This is a genomic window from Massilia sp. Masssp94 (assembly GCF_059491305.1).
In genome coordinates this window covers 3,927,336-3,950,626 of record NZ_CP168501.1, presented here as the reverse complement: position 1 = coordinate 3,950,626, position 23,291 = coordinate 3,927,336, and the positions used below count along the sequence as shown (strand labels likewise).

The 23,291-nt window shown below is 67.6% G+C and carries 16 protein-coding genes; 5 read left to right on the top strand and 11 right to left on the bottom strand.

Going from position 1 to position 23,291, the window contains the following annotated elements:
- Window position 1: 1 nt before the first annotated feature.
- Genes ACEN9G_RS17535 through ACEN9G_RS17515 form a run of 5 tightly spaced genes read right to left on the bottom strand, consistent with a single transcriptional unit; the run spans window position 2 to window position 6,834 of the window.
- Window positions 2–745 carry an energy-coupling factor ABC transporter ATP-binding protein gene (locus tag ACEN9G_RS17535; protein WP_413337388.1) on the bottom strand — a complete coding sequence of 248 codons (744 nt, stop codon included), beginning with the start codon at window positions 743–745 and terminating at the stop codon, window positions 2–4.
- Complete coding sequence (locus ACEN9G_RS17530) at window positions 742–1,452, bottom strand: ABC transporter permease (protein WP_413337389.1); 711 nt, start codon at window positions 1,450–1,452, stop codon at window positions 742–744. The genes ACEN9G_RS17535 and ACEN9G_RS17530 overlap by 4 nt, the downstream gene beginning before the upstream one ends.
- Window positions 1,449–2,315: a formate dehydrogenase accessory sulfurtransferase FdhD gene (locus ACEN9G_RS17525; protein WP_413337390.1), complete on the bottom strand. Its 867-nt coding sequence runs from the start codon at window positions 2,313–2,315 to the stop codon at window positions 1,449–1,451. Before ACEN9G_RS17525 ends, ACEN9G_RS17530 begins: the two co-directional genes overlap by 4 nt.
- Window positions 2,312–5,110: a formate dehydrogenase subunit alpha gene (fdhF, locus tag ACEN9G_RS17520; RefSeq protein ID WP_413337391.1), complete on the bottom strand. Its 2,799-nt coding sequence runs from the start codon at window positions 5,108–5,110 to the stop codon at window positions 2,312–2,314. Before fdhF ends, ACEN9G_RS17525 begins: the two co-directional genes overlap by 4 nt.
- Window positions 5,107–6,834 carry an NAD(P)H-dependent oxidoreductase subunit E gene (locus ACEN9G_RS17515; RefSeq protein WP_483126795.1) on the bottom strand — a complete coding sequence of 576 codons (1,728 nt, stop codon included), beginning with the start codon at window positions 6,832–6,834 and terminating at the stop codon, window positions 5,107–5,109. The genes fdhF and ACEN9G_RS17515 overlap by 4 nt, the downstream gene beginning before the upstream one ends.
- A gap of 63 nt (window positions 6,835–6,897) precedes the next feature.
- Between ACEN9G_RS17515 and ACEN9G_RS17510 the strand changes: the two genes are divergently transcribed.
- The gene (locus ACEN9G_RS17510) at window positions 6,898–8,406 is read left to right on the top strand and encodes a class I adenylate-forming enzyme family protein (RefSeq protein WP_483126794.1); all 1,509 of its coding nucleotides are present in this window, start codon (window positions 6,898–6,900) and stop codon (window positions 8,404–8,406) included.
- Between the two features lie 370 nt (window positions 8,407–8,776).
- Here the strand turns inward: ACEN9G_RS17510 and ACEN9G_RS17505 are convergent, their stop codons facing one another.
- A complete protein-coding gene (locus tag ACEN9G_RS17505) occupies window positions 8,777–9,013 on the bottom strand; it encodes a hypothetical protein (protein WP_413341806.1) in 237 nt (78 codons plus the stop codon).
- A gap of 179 nt (window positions 9,014–9,192) precedes the next feature.
- Here ACEN9G_RS17505 and ACEN9G_RS17500 point away from each other — a divergent pair, with 179 nt between their 5' ends.
- Entirely contained in the window at window positions 9,193–11,445 is a 2,253-nt protein-coding gene (locus ACEN9G_RS17500) for a family 1 glycosylhydrolase (protein WP_413341808.1), read from the top strand.
- Window positions 11,446–11,593: 148 nt separating this feature from the next.
- Window positions 11,594–12,550, top strand: a complete 957-nt coding sequence (locus ACEN9G_RS17495; RefSeq protein WP_413341810.1) for a VirK/YbjX family protein — start codon at window positions 11,594–11,596, stop codon at window positions 12,548–12,550.
- Between the two features lie 82 nt (window positions 12,551–12,632).
- On the opposite strand, the gene waaF is transcribed toward ACEN9G_RS17495, so the two are convergent.
- The 3 genes from waaF to ACEN9G_RS17480 form a co-directional block, all read right to left on the bottom strand.
- Window positions 12,633–13,694 carry a lipopolysaccharide heptosyltransferase II gene (gene waaF, locus ACEN9G_RS17490; protein WP_413341812.1) on the bottom strand — a complete coding sequence of 354 codons (1,062 nt, stop codon included), beginning with the start codon at window positions 13,692–13,694 and terminating at the stop codon, window positions 12,633–12,635.
- Entirely contained in the window at window positions 13,691–15,340 is a 1,650-nt protein-coding gene (msbA, locus tag ACEN9G_RS17485) for a lipid A export permease/ATP-binding protein MsbA (RefSeq protein ID WP_495605561.1), read from the bottom strand. Before msbA ends, waaF begins: the two co-directional genes overlap by 4 nt.
- Window positions 15,341–15,413: 73 nt before the next feature.
- Window positions 15,414–16,655 carry an O-antigen ligase family protein gene (locus ACEN9G_RS17480; protein WP_483126793.1) on the bottom strand — a complete coding sequence of 414 codons (1,242 nt, stop codon included), beginning with the start codon at window positions 16,653–16,655 and terminating at the stop codon, window positions 15,414–15,416.
- 97 nt (window positions 16,656–16,752) lie between these two features.
- Between ACEN9G_RS17480 and ACEN9G_RS17475 the strand changes: the two genes are divergently transcribed.
- Window positions 16,753–17,589: a glycosyltransferase family 2 protein gene (locus ACEN9G_RS17475; protein ID WP_413338311.1), complete on the top strand. Its 837-nt coding sequence runs from the start codon at window positions 16,753–16,755 to the stop codon at window positions 17,587–17,589.
- Here the strand turns inward: ACEN9G_RS17475 and ACEN9G_RS17470 are convergent.
- Window positions 17,540–19,081, bottom strand: a complete 1,542-nt coding sequence (locus ACEN9G_RS17470; protein ID WP_413338309.1) for a methyl-accepting chemotaxis protein — start codon at window positions 19,079–19,081, stop codon at window positions 17,540–17,542. The two genes, ACEN9G_RS17475 and ACEN9G_RS17470, sit on opposite strands and share 50 nt — an antisense overlap.
- A 342-nt stretch (window positions 19,082–19,423) precedes the next feature.
- On the opposite strand from ACEN9G_RS17470, the gene ACEN9G_RS17465 reads away from it, so the two are divergent.
- Window positions 19,424–19,723 carry a hypothetical protein gene (locus ACEN9G_RS17465; RefSeq protein ID WP_413338307.1) on the top strand — a complete coding sequence of 100 codons (300 nt, stop codon included), beginning with the start codon at window positions 19,424–19,426 and terminating at the stop codon, window positions 19,721–19,723.
- A gap of 5 nt (window positions 19,724–19,728) precedes the next feature.
- Here ACEN9G_RS17465 and dnaE read toward each other — a convergent pair whose 3' ends face one another.
- The gene (dnaE, locus tag ACEN9G_RS17460) at window positions 19,729–23,223 is read right to left on the bottom strand and encodes a DNA polymerase III subunit alpha (protein ID WP_413338305.1); all 3,495 of its coding nucleotides are present in this window, start codon (window positions 23,221–23,223) and stop codon (window positions 19,729–19,731) included.
- Window positions 23,224–23,291: the final 68 nt, after the last annotated feature.

Here is a 23,291-nt window from a genome sequence, read left to right as displayed (position 1 = left end):
CCTAGCGGTATTCGAGATGTCCGTCGCGCAGCTTCAGCCGCTGCACGCCGGGCAGGTTGATCAGGTCGCGGTCGTGGCAGGCGATGATGACGCTGCTCCCCGCTTCGATCATGGTCGGGATCAGGGCGATCACCTGTTCGCGCGCGGCGCCGTCCAGGTTGGCCGTCGGCTCGTCCAGCAACAGCAGGCGCGGCGCCAGCACTTTTGCACGCGCGAGCGCCACGCGCTGTTTTTCGCCGCCCGACAGCCGGGTCGGGTCCGTGTCGCGCAGGTGCGCCACGCCGGCCCAGGCCATCGCCTCCTCCACGACGGGACGCACGGCCTCCGGCTTTTCGCCGCGCACGACGAGGCCGTAGCCGATGTTGTCGGCGACGCTCGTCGAGAACAGGATCGGGTGCTGGTGCACGTAGACGATGGCCCGGCGCAGTGCGCGCGGATACGGGTGCACGCGCAGGACGTCCTCGCCGGCGAAGCGCAGGCTGTCGATGTCGGCCCGCTCCAGGCCGCCCAGCACGCGCAGCAAGGTGCTCTTGCCGGCGCCGTTCATCCCCGTCAGCACGTAGGCGCTGTGCGTGGCGATCTCGAGCCGGTCGATGTCGAACAGCAGCCGGTCGCCGTGGCGCTTGCGCAGGCCGCGCACGCCCAGCAAGGCCTTGCGGCGCTCGTCGCGCTGCGAGGCGAGCCGTGACTCGTTCTCGTTCTCGTAGACGGCCGCCGAAATCTGCGAATGGATGCTGATGCTCATGCGCGCTCCCGGACCGTGTGGGCGTCGCCCTGCAGCAGCATCAGCGCGCCGTTCATCAGCAACGCAATCGACACGAGCACGATGCCGAGCGCGATGCCCTGCGCGAACTCGCCCTTGCTCGTCTCCAGCGCGATCGCGGTCGTGATCGTGCGGGTCTCGCCTTCGATGTTCCCGCCCACCATCAGCGCGCAGCCCACTTCCGAGATCACGCGGCCGAAGCCGGACAGCACGGCCGCCATCACGCCGAACCGCGCCTCGTGCAGCACGCGCACCATCACCTGCATGGGCGACGCGCCGAGCGCGATCGCGGTCTCGGCATAGCGCGCATCGAGCCCCTGCACGGCCGCCAGCGTAAAGGCGAGCAGCACGGGCAGCGCGACGACGCACTGGCCGAACACGATGCCGGGCTGCGAGAACAGCCATTGCAGGCCGCCCAGCGGCCCGTGGCGCGACAGCAGCAGGTACAGCAGGAGGCCGATCAGGACGGTCGGCAGCGACAGCGCCGCCTGCGCCAGCCAGATGACGATGCGCCGCCCGCGGAACTTGCGCATGGCGACGACGTAACCGATCAGGATCGCGGGCGGCGTGGCCAGCAGCAGGCCGACGATGCTCGTCTTGAGCGACACCCAGACGATGCGCCACAGGTCGGGATCCCCCGTGAACAGCAGCGTGAACGCGCGCGCGACGGCGTCGGCAATCGCATTCATGCCGTTCGCAACGTGCGCGCCGTCTCCAGCGCGGCGAGCCAGTCCGGCTCGAACACGAGACGCTCCGCGCCGGACAGCAGCAGGAAGTGATGGCCGCTGCAGCGCGCGAGCAGCGACATGCCGACCTGCTGCGCCACTCCATGCCCCATCTGCGTCGTGCCGGAGCGCGACAGCAGGAACGGAATACCCATCTGCGCGCCCTTGATGACCATTTCGGACGTCAGCCGCCCGGTCGTGTAGAACACCTTGTCGGCGCCGTCCATCCCCTCGAGCCACATCAGTCCCGCGATGGCGTCGACGGCATTGTGGCGGCCCACGTCCTCGATGAACCACAGCAGGTCGCCGTCGCTCGTGAACAGCGCGCAGCCGTGCACGGAGCCGGCCTGCTTGTACACGGATTGCTGGGTCCGCACGGTCTCGACGATGCGGTGCACGACGGACTGGCGCAGGCGCGCGTCGGGCGGCAGCACGATGCGGTCGACCTCGTCCATCAGGCCGCCGAACACGGAGCCCTGCCCGCAGCCCGTCGTGACGACTTTCCTGGCCGTGCGCGCCTCCACGTCCTGGATGCCGCCGCGCGTGACGACGGCCACGGCGTCCACGGACCAGTCGACCTGCACGGACACGATGTCGTCCAGCGACCGCACGAGGCGCTGGTTGCGCAGGTAGCCCAGCGTCAGCGCTTCCGGCGCCGCGCCCAGGGTCATCAGCGTGACGAGTTCGCGCTTGTCCACGTAGACCGTCAGCGGGCGCTCGGCCGGAATGTAGAGCGTCTCGCGGCGCCCACGCTCATCGATGGCCGTCACGGGATGCGTGAGCCCGGCGCTGGCCTGGGACAGTTGGGGACGATAAAAAGATGTCATGTCTGCAATTCTGCCACGTCGCCCAAAATCTGGCCGCCACCGTAGGAACCGGGGTGCACGACCTCGCCGCCCAGCCGCACGCGCACGGCGCAGTACTTGAATTCCGGGATCTTGCCGTATGGGTCCAGGGCGGCATTCGTCAGCCGGTTGATGGCCGCCTCGTAGTAACAGAACGGGACGAACACGGCGCCGCGCGGCGTGCCGTCGTCGGCTCGCGCATACAGCGCGACCTCGCCGCGGCGCGACGCGATCGTGATCACGTCGCCCGGCCGGCCCCCGAGCGCTTCCAGGTCGAGCGGATGCACGAGCGCGACGGGGTCCGGCTCCAGCGCGTCCAGCACGCCGGCGCGGCGCGTCATGCTGCCCGTGTGCCAGTGCTCGAGCTGGCGGCCCGTGATCAGCACGACCGGGTACTCGGTGTCGGGACGCTCGTCGGCCGGGATGATGTCGGCCGGGACGAAGCGCGCGCGGCCGCCTTCGCGCGGAAACTCGCGCGTGAAGACGACGGGTTCGCCCGGATCGCCCGGCGCACGGCACGGGTACGTGACGGCACCGTCATGTTCCAGCCGGTCCCACGTGATGCCGGCGATGCTGGGCATGAGGCGCCGTATCTCGTCGAACACGGCGGCCGGGCCGGCATATGCCCAGTCCAGCCCGAGGCGGTGCGCCATCTGCTGGATGATCCACAGGTCCTGGCGCGCATCGCCCGGCGGGTCCAGCGCCTGGCGGCCCAGCTGCACGACGCGGTCCGTGTTCGTGAAGCTGCCGGTCTTTTCCGCGAAGCTTGATGCGGGCAGGATCACGTCGGCCAGGTATGCCGTCTCCGTCAGGAAGATGTCTTGCACGACGAGGTGTTCCAGTGCCGCCAGCGCCTCGCGCGCGTGGTTCGCATCCGGGTCGGACATGGCCGGGTTCTCGCCCATGATGTACATGCCTTTGATCCCCCCTGCGAGGATGTCGTCCATGATCTCGACGACCGTCAAACCCGGCTTGCCGTCCAGCTTCCGTCCCCACGCGGCCTCGAACTTCGCCTGCGCCCGTGCATCGTCGACGCGGCGGTAATCCGGATACATCATCGGGATGAGGCCCGCATCCGACGCGCCCTGCACGTTGTTCTGGCCGCGCAGCGGATGCAGGCCCGTGCCGGGACGGCCGATCTGGCCCGTCATCAGCGCGAGCGCGATCAGGCAGCGCGCATTGTCCGTGCCGTGCACGTGCTGCGACACGCCCATGCCCCACAGGATCATCGATCCCTTCGATGTCGCATACAGCCGCGCCACGTAGCGGATCGTCTCCGCGGCTATGCCGCAGATGGGCGCCATCGCTTCCGGGCTGTAGTGCGCCACGTTCGCGGCCAGCGCGTCGTAGCCGCTCGTGCGGTCGGCGATGAACGCCGGGTCGACGAGGTTCTCTTCCACGATCGTGTGCATCATGGCGTTGAGCAGCGCGACGTCCGTGTCGGGCTTGAACTGCAGGAAGCGGTGCGCGTGGCGCGCGAGGTCGGAGCGGCGCGGGTCCGCGACCACGAGCTTTGTCCCCATTTTCGCTGCGTTCTTCATCCACGTGGCCGCGACGGGATGGTTGACGGTCGGGTTGGCGCCGATGACCAGCACGACCTCCGCGCGCGTCACGTCCATCACGGGGTTCGACACGGCGCCCGAGCCTATCCCTTCCAGCAGCGCGGCGACGGACGACGCGTGGCACAGCCGCGTGCAATGGTCGACGTTGTTGCTGCCGAAGCCCGTGCGCACGAGCTTCTGGAACAGGTACGCTTCCTCGTTGCTGCCCTTGGCCGAGCCGAAGCCGGCCAGCGCGCGCCCGCCGTGCGCGTCGCGGATGCGCGCGAGGCCGCCACCGGCCACCTCGAGCGCTTCGTCCCACGTCGCTTCGCGGAATACGTCCAGCACGCGGTCCGGGTCCATCGTGAAGTCGCCGCGTTTCGGCACGCCTTCGCGGCGGATCAGCGGCCTGGTGAGCCGCTGCGGATGGTGCGCGTAGTCGTAGCCGTAGCGCCCCTTCACGCACAGGCGGCCGTGGTTGGCGGGTCCGTCGCGGCCCTCCACGCGCACGATGCGGTTGTCCTTCACGTGGTACGTCAGCTGGCAGCCCACGCCGCAGTACGGGCACACGGAATCGACCTGCTTGTCGGGCACGACGAGTGCCGCACCGCGCGCCGGCGCCAGCGCCCCCGTCGGACAGGCCTGCACACATTCGCCGCACGCGACGCACGTGGACGCGCCCATCGGGTCGCCCTGGTCGAACACGATGCGCGCATTTTCTCCGCGGCCGGCGAGGCCGATCACGTCGTTGACCTGCTCGTCGCGGCACGCGCGCACGCAGCGCGTGCACTGGATGCAGGCGTCGAGGTTCACCTCGATCGCGGCATGGCTCGCGTCCGCCGGCGGCAGCGCGCGCGTGGCGGGAAAGCGCGGCGTGCCCACGCCCAGCTTATTTGCCCACTGCGCGACCTCGTCGTCGCGCGTGCGGGGCGCAGTGCGGACCGTACTCGGTAAATCGGACAGCAGCAGCTCCAGCACCATCCGGCGTGCGGCGACGGCGCGCTCGCTGTCCGTACGCACCTTCATGCCGGCCACCGGATGGCGGCAGCACGACGGCGCCAGGGTGCGTTCGCCGTCGACTTCCACGACGCACGCGCGGCAGTTACCGGCCGGTTCCAGCCCGTCCTTGTGGCACAGGTGCGGCAGGGCGATGCCGGCGCGGGCCGCGGTCTCGAAGATCGTCTCGAACGGTTGCGCTTCGACTTCCCGGCCGTCGAGTTCGAACGTCACGCTCATGATCCCCCCAGCTCATGCGGAAAATACCTGATGACGCAGTCGAACGGATTCGGCGCCGCCTGGCCCAGGCCGCAGATCGACGCGTCGCGCATCACCTGCGACAGCTCGGCCAGCAGCGCGGTGTCCCACGTCGCCCGCTCCATCAGCGCGACGGCCTTCGCGGTGCCGGCGCGGCACGGCGTGCATTGGCCGCACGATTCGTCGCGGAAGAAGCGCAAGGTGTTCAGCGCGGCGGCGCGGGCCGTGTCGCGGTCGGACAGCACGACGATGGCGGCCGAACCGATGAAGCAGCCATGGCGCTGCAGCGTGTCGAAGTCGAGCGGAACGTCGGCCATCGAGGCCGGCAGGATGCCGCCCGACGCGCCGCCCGGCAGGTAGGCATAGAACGTGTGCCCCTCCCGCATGCCGCCGCAGTATTCGTTCAACAGTTCCTGCATCGTGATGCCGGCCGGCGCCAGTTTTACCCCGGGCTCGCGCACGCGGCCCGACACGGAAAACGAGCGCAGCCCCTTCCGCCCGTGGCGGCCCCGGTTCGTGAACCATTCCGCGCCGCGCTCGACGATGTCGCGCACCCAGTACAGCGTTTCCATATTGTGTTCCAGCGTGGGTCGCCCGAACAGGCCGATCTGCGCGACGTACGGCGGGCGCAGGCGCGGCATGCCCCGCTTGCCCTCGATCGATTCGATCATCGCGGATTCCTCGCCGCAGATGTACGCGCCGGCGCCGCGCCGCAGGACGATGTCCGGCAGGTCGGGCACCGGCGGATCGGCGCGCAGCCGGTCGAGTTCCCGCTCCAGCATGGCGCGCAGGCCGTGGTATTCGTCGCGCAGGTACAGGTAGATCGTCTCGATGCCCACGGCCCACGCGGCGACGAGGGCGCCTTCCAGGAAGCGGTGCGGGTCGCGCTCGAGGTAATGCCGGTCCTTGAACGTGCCCGGCTCGCCTTCGTCGATGTTGACGGCCATGAGGCGCGGGCCCGGCTCGTTCCTGACGATGCGCCACTTGCGCCCGGCCGGAAAACCGGCGCCGCCCAGGCCGCGCAGGCCGGACGCCATCAAGGTCACGATCACGCTCTCCGGGTCGAATCGCCCTTCCGTGCACGCACGCAGCAGCCGGTAGCCGCCGGCGTCGCGGTAGGCGTCGTAATCGAGGTGGCCCGTGTGCACGTCGGTGGTCGCGCGCGCGCTGACGGCGGCCAGCACCGACTCGGCGCTCGCATGGGTGACGGGCCGCTGGCCGACGAGGGCCGCGGGCGCCTTGTCGCAGCGGCCGATGCACGGCGCGGCCAGCACGCGCACGTCGGTGCCGAGGATCGCGGGCAGGCGATTCAACAAATCGCGCGCGCCGGCCAGTTCGCACGACAGGCCGGCGCACACGCGCACGGTGAGCGCGGGCGGCGCAGCCTCGCCGTCGCGCAGCACGTCGAAGTGGTGGTAGAACGTGGCCACTTCGTAGACCTCGGACTGCGCCAGCTTGAGCTCCTGCGCCAGCGCGGCCAGGTGCGCCGCGGACAAGGCGCCGTAGCGGTCCTGGATCTTGTGCAGGTGCTCGATCAGCAGGTCGCGCCGCCGAGGCGCATCCCCCAGCACCGCCTGCACGTCGGCGAGCGCCTGCGGGCCGGCACGGCGGCCCTTCGGCGCCTCGCGCTTGCGCTGGCGGCTCGGGCCCTGGGCCGCGATCGGGATCACCGTCTTGCCGGCCGCGGGTACCATGGGTTCTGCCATGTCTCCTCCTGTGCGGATGAATTTCTGAAATAATATACCGTTGGAAACTCCACGGGTGCCGCCATGATCGACATTCACTCCCTGCTGGCCTCGCTCCCCGCACGCATCGACGCCATCCTGCGCAACGCGGCTGCCCGCACGCCAAACGCCCCGGCCCTGGTCGACGCCGGCCGCACGCTCACGTACCGCGAGCTGGCCGCCCTCGTCGACCGCCGCGCGGACCAGTTGCGCGCGCGCGGCGTGCGTCCCGGCGACCGCGTGCTGCTGGCCAGCGAAAACTGCGCGGACCAGATCGCACTCATCTTCGCCGCCGCAGCCGTGGGCGCGTGGATCGTCAACGTCAACCCGCGCCTGACCGCGCCCGAGCTGGATGCGATCCGGGATCACGCGAGTGCGCGCCTCGCGGTGTACACGGCGGCCGTGTCGCCGGAAGCGGAGGCGCATGCTGCCCGCGCGGCCGCGTCGTTCGACGACGGCCTGATGGTGGGCCCCCTGAACGACGACTGTACGCCCGAACAGGATGCAGATGTCGCCGCCCTGCTCTATACGACGGGCACAACCGGCACGCCGAAGGGCGTGATGCTGAGCCACCGCAGCCTGCTGTTCGTGGCCGCCGTGTCGAGCCGGCTGCGCGGCCTGACCCCGGCCGACAAGGCGTGGGGCGTGCTGCCGATCTCGCACGTGTACGGCCTGACGTCGGTGATGCTGGGCACGCTCAGCGCGGGCGCCTGCCTGCACCTGACGCCCCGCTTCACGCCCGAGGCAATGCTGGCGTCCATCCGCGACGCCGGACTCTCCATCGTGCAGGGCGTGCCCGCGATGTATGCGCGGCTGCTGGAGCACGTCGGCGACAGTGCCCCGCTCGCGACGCGCCTGCGCTTCGCCTACGCCGGCGGCTCGCCCCTCGATCCGGTGCTGAAGGCGGCCGTCGAGCGCCTGCTGGGCGTGCCGCTGCACAATGGCTATGGCCTGTCCGAGGCGGCGCCCACGGTCAGCCAGACTCGGCTGGACGCGCCGCGGTCCGACACGTCCGTCGGCCTGCCGATTCCCGGCGTCGAGGTGCGCGTCGTGGACAAGGCAGGCGCGGATATCGTCGATGGCGCGGCGGGAGAATTGTGGGTGCGCGGGCCGAACCTGATGCGCGGCTATTACCGCAATCCGGAAGCGACGGCCGCGGTGCTGCGTCCCGGCGGCTGGCTGAACACGGGCGACATGGCGCGCCAGGATCCGGACGGCGCGCTGTTCATCGTCGGCCGCACAAAAGAGTTGATCATCCGGTCCGGCTTCAACGTCTATCCGCTGGAAGTGGAGACCGTGCTGAACGCGCACCCTTGTGTGACGCAGTCGGCCGTCGTGGGCCGCCCGGCCGCCGACGGCAACGAAGAGATCGTCGCGTTCGTGCAGCCGGATCCGCGCCGCACGCCGTCCGTGGACGAGCTGCGCGCATGGGCGGCGGAACGGCTGGCGCCCTATAAACGGCCGGCGCGCATCGTCATGATGGCGGCCCTGCCGGCGGCGGCGAACGGCAAGGTGCTCAAGCATGTCCTAAACGAAAAAGCCGCCAGCCTGTAACGTCGCCCCCGCGCAGGCGCACTGCTGTCCGGAATAATTTTTACCGTCGAAAATAGGCCCCCCATAGGGAAAAACCGTCGTTCCCGGCATTGCCGGAAACGACTTCCCGCGAAAGCGGGAACCCATGCTGACTACTCGAAGTCGACTCTTTGTCGCCAACGAGGTGGAAATGAAGAACGAAGTTAGCATACTCAGTATGGATTCCCGCTTGCGCGGGAATGACGATGCTATTTCTGACGGTTTTTGAAAACAATATTCCGGACACTAGTGCGCGCAGGCGGGGACCCAATTTGCATGTACCGCGGCTGCGCCCGCAGCACTTGGGTCCCTGCCTCCGCAGGGACGACGTCCATAGGCCAACGTCCAACAGTTACCGCCGCCGCTTCTTCCAGTCGTACTCCGGCCCCGTCACGTCCACGCCCGGATGCCCGACGACGTCCGGATGCTCGGAACACATCGTCACGAAGCGGATGCGCTCGCCCTCGCGCTGGCGCCGCCGCAGGTCTTCCATGAAGCGCATCGCCTCGACCATCGCGGTCGTGTCGAACGGCTGCGCGTGCGGGGCCGGGTGCCCATCTTCTTCGATCGTCCAGTAGACCATGTACATCGTGTGCCCTCCTGTCCGCATCGTGTGGGCGCACGGTCGGCATGTCAAGACGGGAGTCATAGCAGAGACCGATAGTACGTAGGACTTGTCCTAAATCAGGTCTATATGTTCGCCATCCCACACAAGAAGCCGGCATCGGCGTCTAGGCTTACGTCTTGGATCAACAGCAGGACATGCACATGAATCTCAACAACCATATCCAGCCAGCAAGCTCGCCGCTCCAGCTCTGGGGCGGCCTCGAATGCACCGTCAACCGCGTACGCGATCAGTACTTCTCCCAAATGGAACGCAACGGACATGCCGAACGGCTTCAGGACCTGGAGCGGTTCGCTTCACTCGGCATCCGCGCCATCCGCTACCCCGTGCTGTGGGAACGCACCGCGCCCGACGGCATCGACTCCGCCGACTGGTCGTGGTCCGACGAACGCCTGCCCGTGCTGCAGCAACTGGGCGTGACGCCCATCGTCGGCCTCGTCCACCACGGCAGCGGCCCGCGCCACACGAGCCTGATGTCCCCCGACTTCGCCGAGAAACTGGCGGAATACGCCGGCGCCGTCGCGCGCCGCTACCCCTGGGTCGAGTACTGGACGCCCGTCAACGAACCGTGCACGACCGCGCGCTTTTCCGGCCTCAACGGCGTCTGGTATCCGCATGACACGAGCGAGGATGGCTTCATCCGCGCCCTCATCAACCAGTGCCGCGCCGTCGTGCTGTCGATGCGCGCGATCCGCGAAGTGAACCCGAACGCGAAGCTCGTCCAGACCGACGACTTGTCGCGCACCTATGGCACGCCCGAGATGGCGGAGATCGCGGATTTCTTCAACGAACGCCGCTGGCTGGCGTGGGACATGTTGTGCGGGAAGATCGACCCCGGCCACGCGCTGTGGGACTACCTGCTCGAGAACGGCGCCGGCGCCGACGAACTGCTGTGGTTCAAGGAAAACAACTGCCCGCCGGACATCATCGGCGTCAACTACTACATCACCAGCGAGCGCTGGCTCGACCACCGCGTCGAGCGCTATCCGGAAAGCCACCGCACCAATTACCGCGGCGTCCCCCACGCCGACATCGAATGCCCGCGCGTGCTGGCCACGCCGACGCCCGGCATCGGGCCGCTGCTGCAGGAAACATGGGACCGCTACGGCCTGCCGGTCGCCGTCACCGAGGCGCACATCGATGCCAACCGCGAAGATCAATTGCGCTGGCTCGTGGAGATCTGGAACGCCGCCAAGAAGGTCCAGCAGGGCGGCGCCGACATCCGCGCCGTCACCGTGTGGGCCCTGCTCGGCTCGTTCGACTGGAACTGCCTCGTCACCGAATGCAAGGGCTATTACGAGCCCGGTCCGTTCGACGTGCGCGGTCCGCAGCCGCGCCCGACCGCGGTCGCGAACCTGATGCGCGAACTGGCCAGCGGCCGGCCGCTGTCGCATCCGGTGCTGCAGGGCCAGGGCTGGTGGCGCCGTCCGGGCCGCTTCCTCGCGAAGCCGGTGGCAACCCGCACCGCCGTGGCCGACATCGCCGAACGCGGCGCGTTCCGCTCCACGTTCCCGCAGCCGATCCTGATCACGGGCGCGACGGGCACGCTGGGCCGCGCCTTCGCCCGCATCTGCGAGCGCCGCAACCTCGCCTACCACGTGCTCACGCGCCAGGAGATGGACATTGCCGATCCGGCCTCCGTCGAGGCGGCGATCGTGCGCTTCAAGCCCTGGGCCATCATCAACGCGGGCGGCTACGTGCGCGTGGACGATGCCGAGGGCGACGTCGACCGCTGCATGCGCGAGAACGCGCACGGCCCGACCGTGCTGGCGCTGGCCGCCATCCGGCACGCGCTGCGCTTCATGACGTTTTCCAGCGACCTCGTGTTCGACGGCACCCTCGACCGCCCGTACGTGGAGTCCGACAAGGTGGCGCCGCTGGGCGTGTACGGCCGCAGCAAGGCGGACGCGGAACGGCGCGTGCTCGATTCCGACCCGCAGGCCCTCGTCATCCGCACGAGCGCGTTCTTCGGTCCGTGGGACGAACACAATTTCGTCACGCAGGCCCTCGACGCGCTCGACGCGGGCCGGCCGTTCGCCGCGGCGGCCGACCAGGTCGTGTCGCCGACGTACGTGCCCGACCTGGTGAATACCTGCCTCGACCTGCTGATCGACCGCGAATGCGGCCTCTGGCACCTCACCAACGGCGCCGCGATGAGCTGGGCCGACCTGGCGCGCCAGGCGTGTGCCGCGGCCGGCGTCGACGACGGCCGGCTGGAAGAACGCACGACCGACGAACTCGGCCTGCGCGCCGCCCGTCCCCGCAACAGCGCGATGAGCAGCGAACGCGGCCTGTTGCTGCCATCGTTCGACGATGCGCTGGCCCGCTACCTGCGCGAGCGCGAGCTGCTGTCGAAACGGGCGGACGACGTCGAACCGGCGCATTACGCCAGCTGATCCACGCGCGCTGAAACACGACCGCGCGCCCCGGCGTGCGGTCGTGTTACCGCTACATTAAATGTGATCAATATGTATTTACCGTCGGAATTTCTTTAGTTACACTACGTTACTTAGCGTTACTTTACGCAACCTTGGTGTGACTCACATGTCCGACTTCCCTCGCCGGCCGCTACCCGCGGTGTCCGGTATCTATGCAGGCTACCGCCCGCTTGCCTTCCCCGCCGTCACGTTGCGCTCCGCCGTTCCGCCGCACCTGGCGGGCTTCAAGTCCACCCGCGAATACGCCAAGATCTGCATGCGCGCCGCGCTGCATCCGCGCCAGACGCCGCGGTGGCTGCACCTGCTCAACGCACATCCGGCATTCTCGGAATACGTGCGCAATTGCCCGCGCTTCCTGTACAAGGTCTACCGTCCGTACATCAGCCACGTGCTGGATGCCCGCACGCGCCTGGAGGCGATCCGCGCGCATTACGACTTCATGTTCCAGCGCGGCCTGGGCCAGGTGCTGGCGCGCGCCGGCCTGGGGCCCGTGGTGCTGGCCGAAGCGGCGGGGAAAAGCGGCCTGCCCTACCAGGTCCAGCTGCGCACCGTGAACATGTTCGACCGCGAGGGCGAACTGGTGCTGCAACTGACCCAGGATGACAGGGCCTTGTACACGGTGGCGTTCACGGTGGCGCCGCGCGACGGCCGCCCGGCCGTCAGCATCGGCTGCATCCAGGGCGGCAAAACGGAGGATGCACGCGAGGCGATCCGCACGGCCACGCGCGAGCTGCACGGCATCCGCCCGAAGCAGCTAATGGCGACGCTGGTGCGCCAGCTGGGCCACGGCTACGGGTGCGAACGGATGGTGATGGTGTCGAACCGCAACCGCGTGATCTACAAGGCGATCCGCAACGGCCGCGTGCTGGCCGACTATGACCAGCTGTGGGAAGAACTGGGCGCGCGCAAGCGGGCCGACGGCGACTGGGAACTCGACTGCGCGCCGGTGGCGGCGCCGGACCTGGACGGCATCCCGTCGAAGAAGCGGTCGGAGGCGCGCAAGCGGCACGACGTGGTCAGCAGCATCGCCGACCAGGTATGCGAAGGATTACGCGGCCGATGAACGTCATTCCCGCGCACGCGGGAATCCATACTGAGCGAATCGAAGTCACTCAGCATGGGTCCCCGCTTTCGCGGGGACGACGCTAAGCTCTTACCGCACTGCCCTTTACCGGCACCAGAATCGGCACCAGCTCGCTCCACACCCTCTCCACGCTCATCTTGTTCATGCAATCGTGATGCCCGAGCGGGCACTCGCGCTTGCGGCATGGCGAGCATGCCAGGCGCAGCGACACCGTCCGCGCCACCTCCGACAGCGGCGGCGCGTAATCCGGATCCGTCGAGCCGTACAAGGCGACGACCGGCCGGTTCAGCGCCGAGGCGATGTGCAGCAGGCCGGAATCGTTGGAGACGACGGCGCTCGCCCGCGCCAGCAGCGCGATGGCGTCGTCGAGCGACGTCTGGCCGGCCAGGTTGCGCACCGCGGCGCCGGCCGCACCCGCGACATGCCGCAGGACCTGGTCGCACGTCTCGCGGTCGTTCGGCGAACCGAGCAGCACCACCTGCACGCCCGGCACGGCGTCGACGACCTTCGCGGCCAGCGCGCCGTAGTACGCAGGCGGCCAGCGCTTGGCGATGCCGAACTCGGCACCGGGCGCGAACGCGACCAGGGGACGGGACAAGTCCACGCCGAAACGCTTGCCGACCTGTTCCGTTTCTTCCCCGCCGACGACGAGATAGGGCCGCACCAGCTTGCCCGGCAGCCGGACCTCGGGCTCGCGCGCGAGGGCCGCGTAGAACGGCACCATCGAGCGGCGCGGCTTGTCGTCGTGGTGCATCACGTTGACCATCCCGTAGCGCATTTCCCCCTTGTAGCCCACGCGGCGCGGGATGCGCGCGAGCCACGGGATCAGCGCGTATTTCAGGGTGTTGGGCAAGACGTAGGCGTCGCTGTAGCCGCGCTCCTTCAGGATCCGCGCATAGCGCCACCGTTCGCCCAGCTGCAGCGCGCGGTGGCGGAACGGCGTCACCAGGATGTCGTCCGCCTCCTGGATGCGGCGCCACACGGGCACCACTTGCGGCGGCGCGAGCACGTCGATGGCGCGCTCCGGGTGGGCCTGCTTGAGCAGGCGCAGCAGGGGCTGGGCCATCACGGCGTCGCCGATCCAGTTCGGCGAGATGACGAGGGTGCGATCTTTCTCCGTCATGTTTCTTCCACCAGCGCCGAGAACTGCAACCGATACAGGTTGGCGTACATGCCGCCGCGGGACAGCAATTCGTCATGCGTGCCCTGCTCGACGATGCGGCCATGTTCCATCACGACGATCAGGTCGGCGCCTTCGATGGTCGACAGGCGGTGCGCGATCACGAACGTGGTGCGGCCGGCCATCAGGGTGTCGAGGGCGGCCTGCACGGCGCGTTCCGATTCGTTGTCCAGCGCCGACGTGGCCTCGTCCAGGATCAGGATCGGCGCATCCTTGTAGATGGCGCGCGCGATGGCCACGCGCTGGCGCTGGCCGCCCGACAGGCGCATGCCGTTCTCGCCGATCATCGTGTCGACGCCTTCCGGCAGGCGCGCGACGACGTCGTCCAGGTGCGCGGCGCGGATGGCCGCGGCGAGGCGCGCCTCGTCCACGTGCTCGACCCCGTAGGCGATGTTGGCCCGCAGCGTGTCGTCGAACAGCACGACGTTCTGGCTGACGAGCGCCAGCTGGGCGCGCAGCGACGGCAGCTGGATGTCCTGGTACGGAATGCCGTCCAGCAGGATGCGGCCGGATTCCGGTTCGTAGAAGCGCGTGACGAGGTTCACGAACGTCGACTTGCCGCCGCCCGACATGCCGACCAGCGCGACGGTCTGGCCCGGCTTGACTTCCAGCGACACGTCGTCCAGCGCGAGCGACTGCGCGTTCGGGTAGCGGAACTTCACGTGCTCGAAGCGCACGTGGCCCTGCGTGCGCGCGATGGTGCGCGTGCCCGGATCGTGTTCGACCGGCGCGTCGATCAGGGCGAACACGGTTTCCGCCGCGGCGATCCCGCGCTGCATCGGGCCGTTCACTTCGGCCAGCGCCTTCAGCGGCGTGAGCAGCATCAGCATCAGGGTGACGAACTGGGTGAACTCGCCCACCGTCATGTCGGCCCGTAGCGCCAGCACCACGACGACCGACAACGCCAGCGACGTTGCGATCTGGGTCACGGGCGTGGTCGCCGCGAACGCCACCGTCATGCGTTGCGAGAAGCCGCGCAGCGCTTCGCTGCGCTCGTAGAAGCGGCGGTTTTCGTACTGCTCGCCGGAGAACACGCGGATCACCTGGTGGCCGCGCGCCGCTTCCTCGACGACCTGGGTCATCTCGGCCGTCACGCGCTGGTTCTCGCGGTTCAGCTGGCGCAGGCGGCGGCTGGTGGTGCGCACGATCACGGCAGTGAGCGGCACGACGACGATCGCGACGAGGGTCAGCATCCAGTTCAGCCACAGCAGCGAGCCGAGCAGGCCGATCACGACGAGCACGTCGCGCACGAACGAGATGAACACGGACTGGATCATGTCCACGACCTGGCGCACGTCGCCGACGACGGTGTTGATCACCTTGCCGGTCGACTCTTCGTGGAAGCGCGCGACCGGCAGGCGCAGCAGCCGCGCGAAGGCCTGCGCGCGCAAGTCGTTCAGCACGCGCGAGAGCACCCAGTTGTTGTAATAGGCGGTGGCGAACGTGCCGATGCCGCGCAGGACGAAGATCGACACCAGCACGCCGGGAATCCACCACAGGCTGAACGGCACCTTGTTCTTGAAGCCCATGTCCATCAGCAGCTTCAGGGCCTCGCCCAGCAACGGCTGGGTGGCGGCCGTCAACGCCATCGCGAGCAGCGACAGGAACGCGCGCCCGCGATAGGGTTTCAGGATCGCCCACAGGCGCTTGATGATGACACTGTTATCCAATTTTTTCTTTCGCATTCAGGCAGAAGCCCATGAGCAGAAACACCATGAGCGCATAGAACAGACTGCCCTTCATAGACCAGAAAATCACTTCCGTCAGCCCGAAGCCGACATAGCCCAGCACCACGAACGCTCCGCCCAGCGCGACCGCGAACTGCGGTCCGCGCGCATCCTGGCCGAGCCGGCGCAGGAAGAACCGCAGGGGCGCAACCAGCGTGGCGGCCCAGAGGACGAAGCCGACGACGCCGCCCGTCGCCAGGGCCTGCAACACGTCATTATGCAGGTGCGGCAGCTGGAGCACCAACGGATCGAGCCGGCCGGCCTGCGCATAGTCCGCCAGGCGGACGCGGCAGGCATCGAAACCCATGCCCAGCACGGGATGTTCGCGGATCAGCATGATGGCACCCTTCCACAACTCCAGCCGGGTACCGACGTTCGTCCACACGGTGCCGCCCTCGTACCAGATGCGGGCGTCGCTGATGCCCTGGGCGAAGCGCTCCTGCACGCCCAGCGCCGGCGTGAACCAGGCCGCGGCCAGCACGGCCACGCCGCCGGCCAGCAGCGCGCGCACCCGGCGGCTGTCGATCCCGCGCGCGTGGCGCCCCAGCACCAGCAGCGCCAGCACCACCGCTGCCCAGCTGCCGCGGGTGCCCGTCAGCACGGACGCGGCGAGTCCCGCCAGCGCGCCGGCGCCGGCCAGCACCGCATCGCGCGGGCGGTCGCGCATGTCGATCGCGCCGGCCAGCGACAGCAGCCCCAGCAGCATCGCCAGGTCGCCGAACGTGATCGAATTGACGAATCCGCCCGGCCGGTCGATGTGCAGCACGAGACGCTGCCAGGCGATGAACGGCAGCGCCGCCACGGCGCCTGCGCTCGCGCCCCACCACAGCGCCCGGCGCGGCGCGCGCATGGCCACGACGAGGACCAGCGCGCTCACCGACAGGAGCATGCGCAGCGGCTTTTCCTGCACGCTGAGCCGTTCGCCGCGCAGCAGCGCGCAGGCGAGCACGAACAGGAAGTGCAGCAGGAAGGCTAGCACGACCCAGCGTACCTGCGGCCAGTGGCGCACGAGCGCATCCCGGCTCGGTTTGAAGAATATCAAAGCGCTGGCCAGGAACAGGAAACTCGCAAGATTCACACCGAACGAGGTGACGAGGCTCAAAAAGGGTAACAGGAAGGCCAGGGTGCCGATCCAGACCCGCATCGGCTCCCTCGTGTTCGTCGGATTGCTGTTCATCGATGTTCTTGTGGGATACTCTTGCCCCTGATGGCACCTCGTAAAACCGTCGAGGTTTAGCGACGTGCCCAAAATATGGGAGTGTACACTGGACCTTATGCTTCACGCACAGACAATCTCGGTCGTGATCACCACCTATAACCGGCCAGACGCGCTGGAGGCGGTGGTGCGGGCATGTTTTATGCAGAACGACAAGAATTTCGAAATCATTATCGCTGATGATGGCTCGACTGCCAACACGCGTGCCTGCGTGGAGCGGCTGGCGGCGGCGTCACCGGTGCTTCTGCGCCACGTCTGGCAACCCGACCAGGGTTTTCGCGCCGCGATGGCGCGCAACCGCGGCACCCTGGCCGCGACGGGCGACTACATCATCTTCCTGGACGGCGACTGTATCCCCCAACGCGATTTCATCGCGCGCCATCGAATGCTGGCCGAGCCCGGGTGCCTCGTGTCGGGCAGCCGCATCCTGATGTCGGAGGCGCTGACGCGCCGGGTGCTGGACGACGGGATCGATGTAGGCGCCACGGCGCCGCTGACCCGGCTGGGATGGCGGCTGCGGGGCGACCTGAACAAGACGCTGCAGCCGCTGGGGCTGCGCTGGCCCGACCTGGGCCGCACGTCGCGCAAATTCACCTGGCGGCGTATCAAGAGCTGCAACCTGGGGGCCTGGCGCAGCGACCTGGAGAAGGTGAACGGCTTCGACGAGAGCTTCACGGGCTGGGGCCATGAAGATTCCGACCTCGTCGTGCGGCTGTTCCACGCGGGCGTGCGCCGCAAGGACGGCGCCTTTGCCACCGAGGTATTCCACCTGTGGCACCGCGAGGCGCAGCGCGACCAGGAGACCAGCAACCGCAAGGTCGTCCTCGAACGCGCTGCCAACAAGGTTACGCAGGCAACGATCGGGTTGCGCGAGCACGCGCAGCCGGCGCCGTAGCGGCCAAGCGGGTCTCCACCGGCGCCGCGTCCACGCGGAACACGCTGACCACCTGGGCCAGCTTCGCGGCCTGCTCCTGCATCGCTTCCGACGCGGCCGCCGCTTCCTCGACGAGCGAGGCGTTCTGCTGGGTCACCTGGTCCATCTGGGCGATGGCCCGGTTGATGTGCTCGATGCCCTCGCCCTGCTCCTGCGTGGCGCTGCTGATTGCACCGATCATCGTGCTGACCTTGTTCACGCTCGCGACGATCTCCTGCATCGTCGCGCCCGCTTCCTCCACGAGCTTCGCACCGTCGTCCACGCGCGCGACGGAATCGCCGATCAGGGCCTTGATTTCCCTGGCGGCCGTGGCGGAACGCTGGGCCAGGTTGCGCACTTCGCTCGCCACGACGGCAAAGCCCCGGCCCTGCTCGCCGGCTCTAGCCGCCTCGACCGCGGCATTCAGCGCGAGGATATTCGTCTGGAACGCGATGCCGTCGATGACACCGATGATGTCGACGATCTTGCTGGACGACGCGTTGATCGACGCCATCGTATCGACCACGCGCGCGACGACGACGCCGCCGCGGCCCGCCACTTCGGCGGCGGAATCGGCCAGCCGGCTCGCTTCGCGCGCGTTCTCGGCGCTGTTCTTCACGGTCGACGTCAATTCTTCCATCGACGCGGCCGTCTCTTCGAGCGAGCTGGCCTGTTCTTCCGTGCGGCTCGACAGATCCAGGTTGCCGCTGGCGATCTCGCGCGATGCCGTGGCGATCAGGTCCGTGCCCGAGCGCACGTCGGCGACGATGCCGGCCAGCGCGTCGCGCATGCGTTTCATGGCGGCCATCAGGCTCGCCTCGGCACCGGGCCGCACGGGTACATCCATGCCGAGGTCGCCGGCCGCGATACGCTGCGCCACCGCGACAGCGTCTTCCGGATCGCCGCCGATCGAACGCTCGACGCTGCGCACGATCATCCAGACGAGGCCCGTGAGCAGCGCGCCGATCACGGCCAGCCAGGCGGCTGCGCCAGCCAGCTGGGCATAGAAGGCGTGATCGAGGTCGTCGATGTACAGGCCGTTCATGAAATACCAACCCCAGGGCCGATACGCCTGGACATGGGTGAGCTTGGGTACCGGCTTGTCCGAGCCCGGCTTGGCCCACAAGTATTCGATGAAACCCGCGCCGTTCGCCTGCGCCGCGGCCATGCCGTCCGAATAAGGGTTATGGCCGTTCGAGTCGACGACCTTGCCGAGCGGGGAACCGATTAGTTCCGGCTTGATCGGATGCATCAGCACGGACTTGTCGTCGTAGACCGTGAAGTAGCCGTTGGCGCCGAAGCGCAGCGCCCGGGTCCGGGCCAGCGCCTGCTGTTTCGCATCGTCGAGGGACAATTTGCCGGCGGCGGCGAGGGCCGCGTACTCCTTGGCGATGGACGCGGCGATCTCGCTGGCGTTCGATAACTGGATCTTGCGCTCCTCGAGGCGCAATGCGCGGCTTTGCAGCGCGTTCACCGTGAACACGGCAAGAAGACAAACCCAGCTAAGTAATAAGGGGAGGAAGAGCTTACGACGAAATGTAATTTTCATATTGATCGGCGCCGTCTCCTGACGCGGTAAACACGGAAAATATCCGTAGATCAATATTTACCAATGACCACACTCAAACACAATGGCTCAGTTAAAACGGTAATGAATGTTAGCGGTCACTTTTAGTCGGACGCGGCGGCGGCGCAACACCTGTTAGCAAATTAACTTGCCATATGCACACGTGGCTTCGACAAGGCATCCATTAGAACAGCGACTTTTCCGATTTCACGACTGCACCTGGCGACCCAGGGCGAGTAACTCGGCGCCATGATGGGCCTGATGCCGGAAGGCGGCCGCCTGCTGGACATGGGCTGCGGCACAGGCTGGACCCGCGCGCTGAAGCCCGGCGGCATCTGCATCACGTCGGAACCGGGGCTGGGCCACGAGCGGCGCTCGGCGGCCATCATGCAGGAATTCGGCGCGAAAAAGGCTGGCTTCACGGGCTGGTCCGTGCATCCGCACGCCCAGTATCTCTACATCGCGCCGTACCGGCGCGCGCTCGTGGGCGCGTGCACGGTGCTGTTTTCCAGGCACCAGGCCGGCATCGTCATCCTCCGAAAAGCATGACGGCCTCAGTACTCGACCGCCACTTCCTTCGCGCCGAGGTGCAGCTCGAGCGCGTATTTCAGTTCGTCCGACGGCGCCACGCGCCAGGCGTCGCCCAGCTGCAGGGTGCACGGGATGCCCTGCGGCGTCACGCGCAGGCTGACCGGCAGCCCGTTCTCGTGGCGGTAAGGCTGCAGGATCTCGGCCAGCTTCGCCGGCGCGATCGTGCAGGCCACGTCCATCTCCAGCTTGTGGCCGTACTGGATGCGCGCGGTCGCGATGTCGAACACCTTCTCGGCCGTAATGCGCAGGCCGCCGTTGAAGCGGTCTTCCGACACTTTACCCACGACGAGCAGGAACTCGTCCTCGCGGAAGATGTTCTTGTGCTGCTCGAACAGCTCGTTGTAGATGGTGACCTCGACGACGCCGGACTTGTCGTCCAGCGACACGATGAGGATCTTGCCGCGCTGCGTGAGCTGCGTACGCACGCCCGTGATCACGCCGCACAGCATGCGCGGGTCGCGCGACGGTTCCAGGTCCTTCAGCTTGGTCTTGGCGAACCGGCGCACTTCCTGCGCGTACGAATCGAACATGTGACCGGACAGGTAGTAGCCCAGCGCGGTCTTTTCCTCGGCCAGCTTCTGGCGGTCCGTCCACGGCGTCGCCTTCACGTAGTCGGGCGGCGCGACGAGGTCGGAATCGTCGCCGCCGAACAGGCTGACCTGGTTGGCGGCGGCGGCGGCCTGTCCCGCCGCTTCCATCGCGAAGGCGACCGATGCCAGCAGCACCGCGCGGTCGATGCCGAAGCAGTCCATCGCGCCCGCACGGATCAGCGATTCGATCGTGCGGCGGTTGATCTGCTTGCGGTCGACGCGCTTGCAGAAGTCGAACAGGTCCTTGAACCTGCCGCCCGATTCGCGTGCCGCGATGATCGCCTCGATCGCGCCCTGCCCCGCGCCCTTCACGCCGCCCAGGCCATAGCGGATGTTTTTCACCGGCTTGCCCGTGACGGACGGCGGCGGGCCTTCCGGCGTGAAGCGGAACTGCGATTCGTTGACGTCCGGCGGCAGGATCGTCAGGCCGCACATGTCGATCGAGTCCTCGACGAGGATCTTGATCTTGTCCGTGTCTTCCATCGCGAGCGACATGTTGGCTGCCATGAACGCGGCGGTGTGGTGGACCTTCAGGTACGCCGTGTGATACGACAGCAGCGCGTACGCGGCCGCGTGCGACTTGTTGAAGCCGTAGCCCGCGAACTTCTCCATCAGGTCGAAGATCTCGTCGGCCTTTTCCGTCGTCAGGCCGTCCTTCGCGGCGCCGGCGCGGAAGATCGCGCGGTGCTCGGCCATTTCCTCGGCCTTCTTCTTGCCCATCGCGCGGCGCAGCATGTCCGCGCCGCCCAGCGAGTAGCCGCCGACGATCTGCGCCATCTGCATTACCTGCTCCTGGTAGACCATGATGCCGTAGGTCTCAGACAGGATCGACTCCGTGCGCGGGTCCGGGTAATCGAACTTTTCGCCGTGTTTCCGTTTGCAGAAGTCCGGGATCAGGTCCATCGGGCCCGGACGGTACAGCGCCACGAGCGCGATGATGTCCTCGAAGCGGTCGGGACGCGCATCCTTCAGCATGCCCTGCATGCCGCGGCTTTCAAGCTGGAATACGGCGACGGTCTTCGCGTCGGTCAGCAGCTTGTAGGTCGGCCGGTCGGTCAGCGGCAGCTTGGACAGCTCGAAATCCTTGTCGGCAGGATCGAGCGAGCGGATGTAGTTGACGGCGCGGTCGAGGATCGTCAAGGTGGTCAGGCCCAGGAAGTCGAACTTCACGAGGCCGGCCGCCTCCACGTCGTCCTTGTCGTACTGCGACACGACGCCGGCATCGCCGCCCTGCGTGTACAGCGGGCAGAAGTCCGTCAGCTTGCCGGGGGCGATCAGCACGCCGCCCGCGTGCATGCCGATGTTGCGGGTGATGCCTTCGACCTGCTGCGCGAGATCGAGCAGCTGCTTCACTTCTTCTTCGTTCTCGAGGCGCTCCTTCAGCATCGGTTCTTCTTCGATCGCCTCGGCGATGGACACCTGCTTGCCCGGCTTGAACGGGATCAGCTTCGAGATGCCGTCGCAGAAGTTATAGCCGAAGTCGAGCACGCGGCCCACGTCGCGGATCGCGCCCTTCGCCGCCATCGTACCGAACGTGGCGATCTGCGACACGGCGTCGCGGCCGTACAGGTCCTTCACGTGCTGGATGACGAGTTCCCGCTTTTCCTGGCAGAAGTCGATGTCGAAGTCGGGCATCGAGACGCGTTCCGGGTTCAGGAAACGTTCGAACAGCAGGTTGTATTTCAGCGGATCGAGGTCGGTGATCTTGAGCGCGTACGCGACGAGCGAACCCGCACCGGAACCGCGGCCCGGACCGATCGGCACGCCGTTGTTCTTGCCCCACTGGATGAACTCCGCCACGATGAGGAAGTAGCCCGGGAACTTCATCTTGATGATGGTGTTGTTCTCGAACTCCAGGCGCGCTTCGTAGCGCGGGCGCTCCTTCTCGCGCTGCACAGGATCCGGGTACAGCTCGACGAGGCGCGCTTCCAGGCCCTTCTTCGTTTCCGCGACAAGGAATTCGTCGATCGTCATGCCCGGCGTCGGGAAGTTCGGCAACTGCGGCTTCCCGAGCGTCAGCGTGACGTTGCAGCGCTTGGCGATCTCCACGGAGTTGGCCAAGGCACCCGGCAGATCCTTGAACAGTTCCGCCATCTCGGCCTGCGACTTGAAGCACATGCCTTCATTGAAGCGGCGCACGCGCTTGGCGTTGGCCAGCATCTCGCCCTCGGCGATACAGACGCGCGCTTCGTGGGCGATGAACTCGTCCTTGCTGATGAATTGCACCGGGTGCGTCGCGACGACGGGCAGCCCGAGCCGGTTCGCCAGCGCCACCGAATGGCGCACCTGCTGTTCCTGGTTCGGCTGGCCGGCGCGCTGGATCTCGACGTAGAAGTGCCCCGGGAAGATCTGCGCCCAGCGGCGCGCGCAGGCCTCGGCCTTGTCCAGGTCGCCGTTGTCGATGGCCTGGCCGATGTCGCCGAACTGCGCGCCCGACAGGACGATCAGGCCGTTCGATTGCGGCACGTCCGGCTCCAGCGTGGAGACCGACGTCGCGAGCGCTTCCAGCCACTCGACGCGGATCTCGGCCCGGCCCTTGTACTGGTTCGTCAGCCACGCCTTGGACACCAGCTCGCACAGCTGCAGATAGCCCGTCTTGTTCTTGCACAGGATGAGCAGGCGGAACGGCTTGTCGCGGTTTTCGTCGTTCGTGATCCACGCATCGACCCCGACGATCGGCTTGACGCCCTTGCCGCGCGCCGCTTTATAGAAGCGCACGAGGCAGAAGGCGTTGGCCAGGTCGGTGACACCCACCGCCGGCTGCTGGTCCTTGACGGCGGCAGCCACGAGGTCGTCAATACGGACGAGGCCGTCGACGATCGAGTATTCGGTATGGACGCGGAGGTGGGTGAAGATCGGGGAAGTCATCCTGTCATTTTACCTCGGACGGCCGAATCGGAGGGTTGCATCCAGGCACGGTGACGGTCTTGACAAGA

Bases quoted from the DNA above. Each gene is read 5' to 3' on its own strand.
- ACEN9G_RS17525 (WP_413337390.1), bottom strand. From the start codon at position 2,315: ATGACATCTTTTTATCGTCCCCAACTGTCCCAGGCCAGCGCCGGGCTC.
- waaF (WP_413341812.1), bottom strand. From the start codon at position 13,694: ATGACGGAGAAAGATCGCACCCTCGTCATCTCGCCGAACTGGATCGGC.
- ACEN9G_RS17535 (WP_413337388.1), bottom strand. From the start codon at position 745: ATGAGCATCAGCATCCATTCGCAGATTTCGGCGGCCGTCTACGAGAAC.
- ACEN9G_RS17475 (WP_413338311.1), top strand. From the start codon at position 16,753: ATGCTTCACGCACAGACAATCTCGGTCGTGATCACCACCTATAACCGG.
- ACEN9G_RS17495 (WP_413341810.1), top strand. From the start codon at position 11,594: ATGTCCGACTTCCCTCGCCGGCCGCTACCCGCGGTGTCCGGTATCTAT.
- ACEN9G_RS17510 (WP_483126794.1), top strand. From the start codon at position 6,898: ATGATCGACATTCACTCCCTGCTGGCCTCGCTCCCCGCACGCATCGAC.
- ACEN9G_RS17465 (WP_413338307.1), top strand. From the start codon at position 19,424: ATGATGGGCCTGATGCCGGAAGGCGGCCGCCTGCTGGACATGGGCTGC.
- ACEN9G_RS17515 (WP_483126795.1), bottom strand. From the start codon at position 6,834: ATGGCAGAACCCATGGTACCCGCGGCCGGCAAGACGGTGATCCCGATC.
- ACEN9G_RS17500 (WP_413341808.1), top strand. From the start codon at position 9,193: ATGAATCTCAACAACCATATCCAGCCAGCAAGCTCGCCGCTCCAGCTC.
- ACEN9G_RS17505 (WP_413341806.1), bottom strand. From the start codon at position 9,013: ATGTACATGGTCTACTGGACGATCGAAGAAGATGGGCACCCGGCCCCG.
- ACEN9G_RS17480 (WP_483126793.1), bottom strand. From the start codon at position 16,655: ATGAACAGCAATCCGACGAACACGAGGGAGCCGATGCGGGTCTGGATC.
- dnaE (WP_413338305.1), bottom strand. From the start codon at position 23,223: ATGACTTCCCCGATCTTCACCCACCTCCGCGTCCATACCGAATACTCG.
- fdhF (WP_413337391.1), bottom strand. From the start codon at position 5,110: ATGAGCGTGACGTTCGAACTCGACGGCCGGGAAGTCGAAGCGCAACCG.
- msbA (WP_495605561.1), bottom strand. From the start codon at position 15,340: ATGGCGTTGACGGCCGCCACCCAGCCGTTGCTGGGCGAGGCCCTGAAG.
- ACEN9G_RS17530 (WP_413337389.1), bottom strand. From the start codon at position 1,452: ATGAATGCGATTGCCGACGCCGTCGCGCGCGCGTTCACGCTGCTGTTC.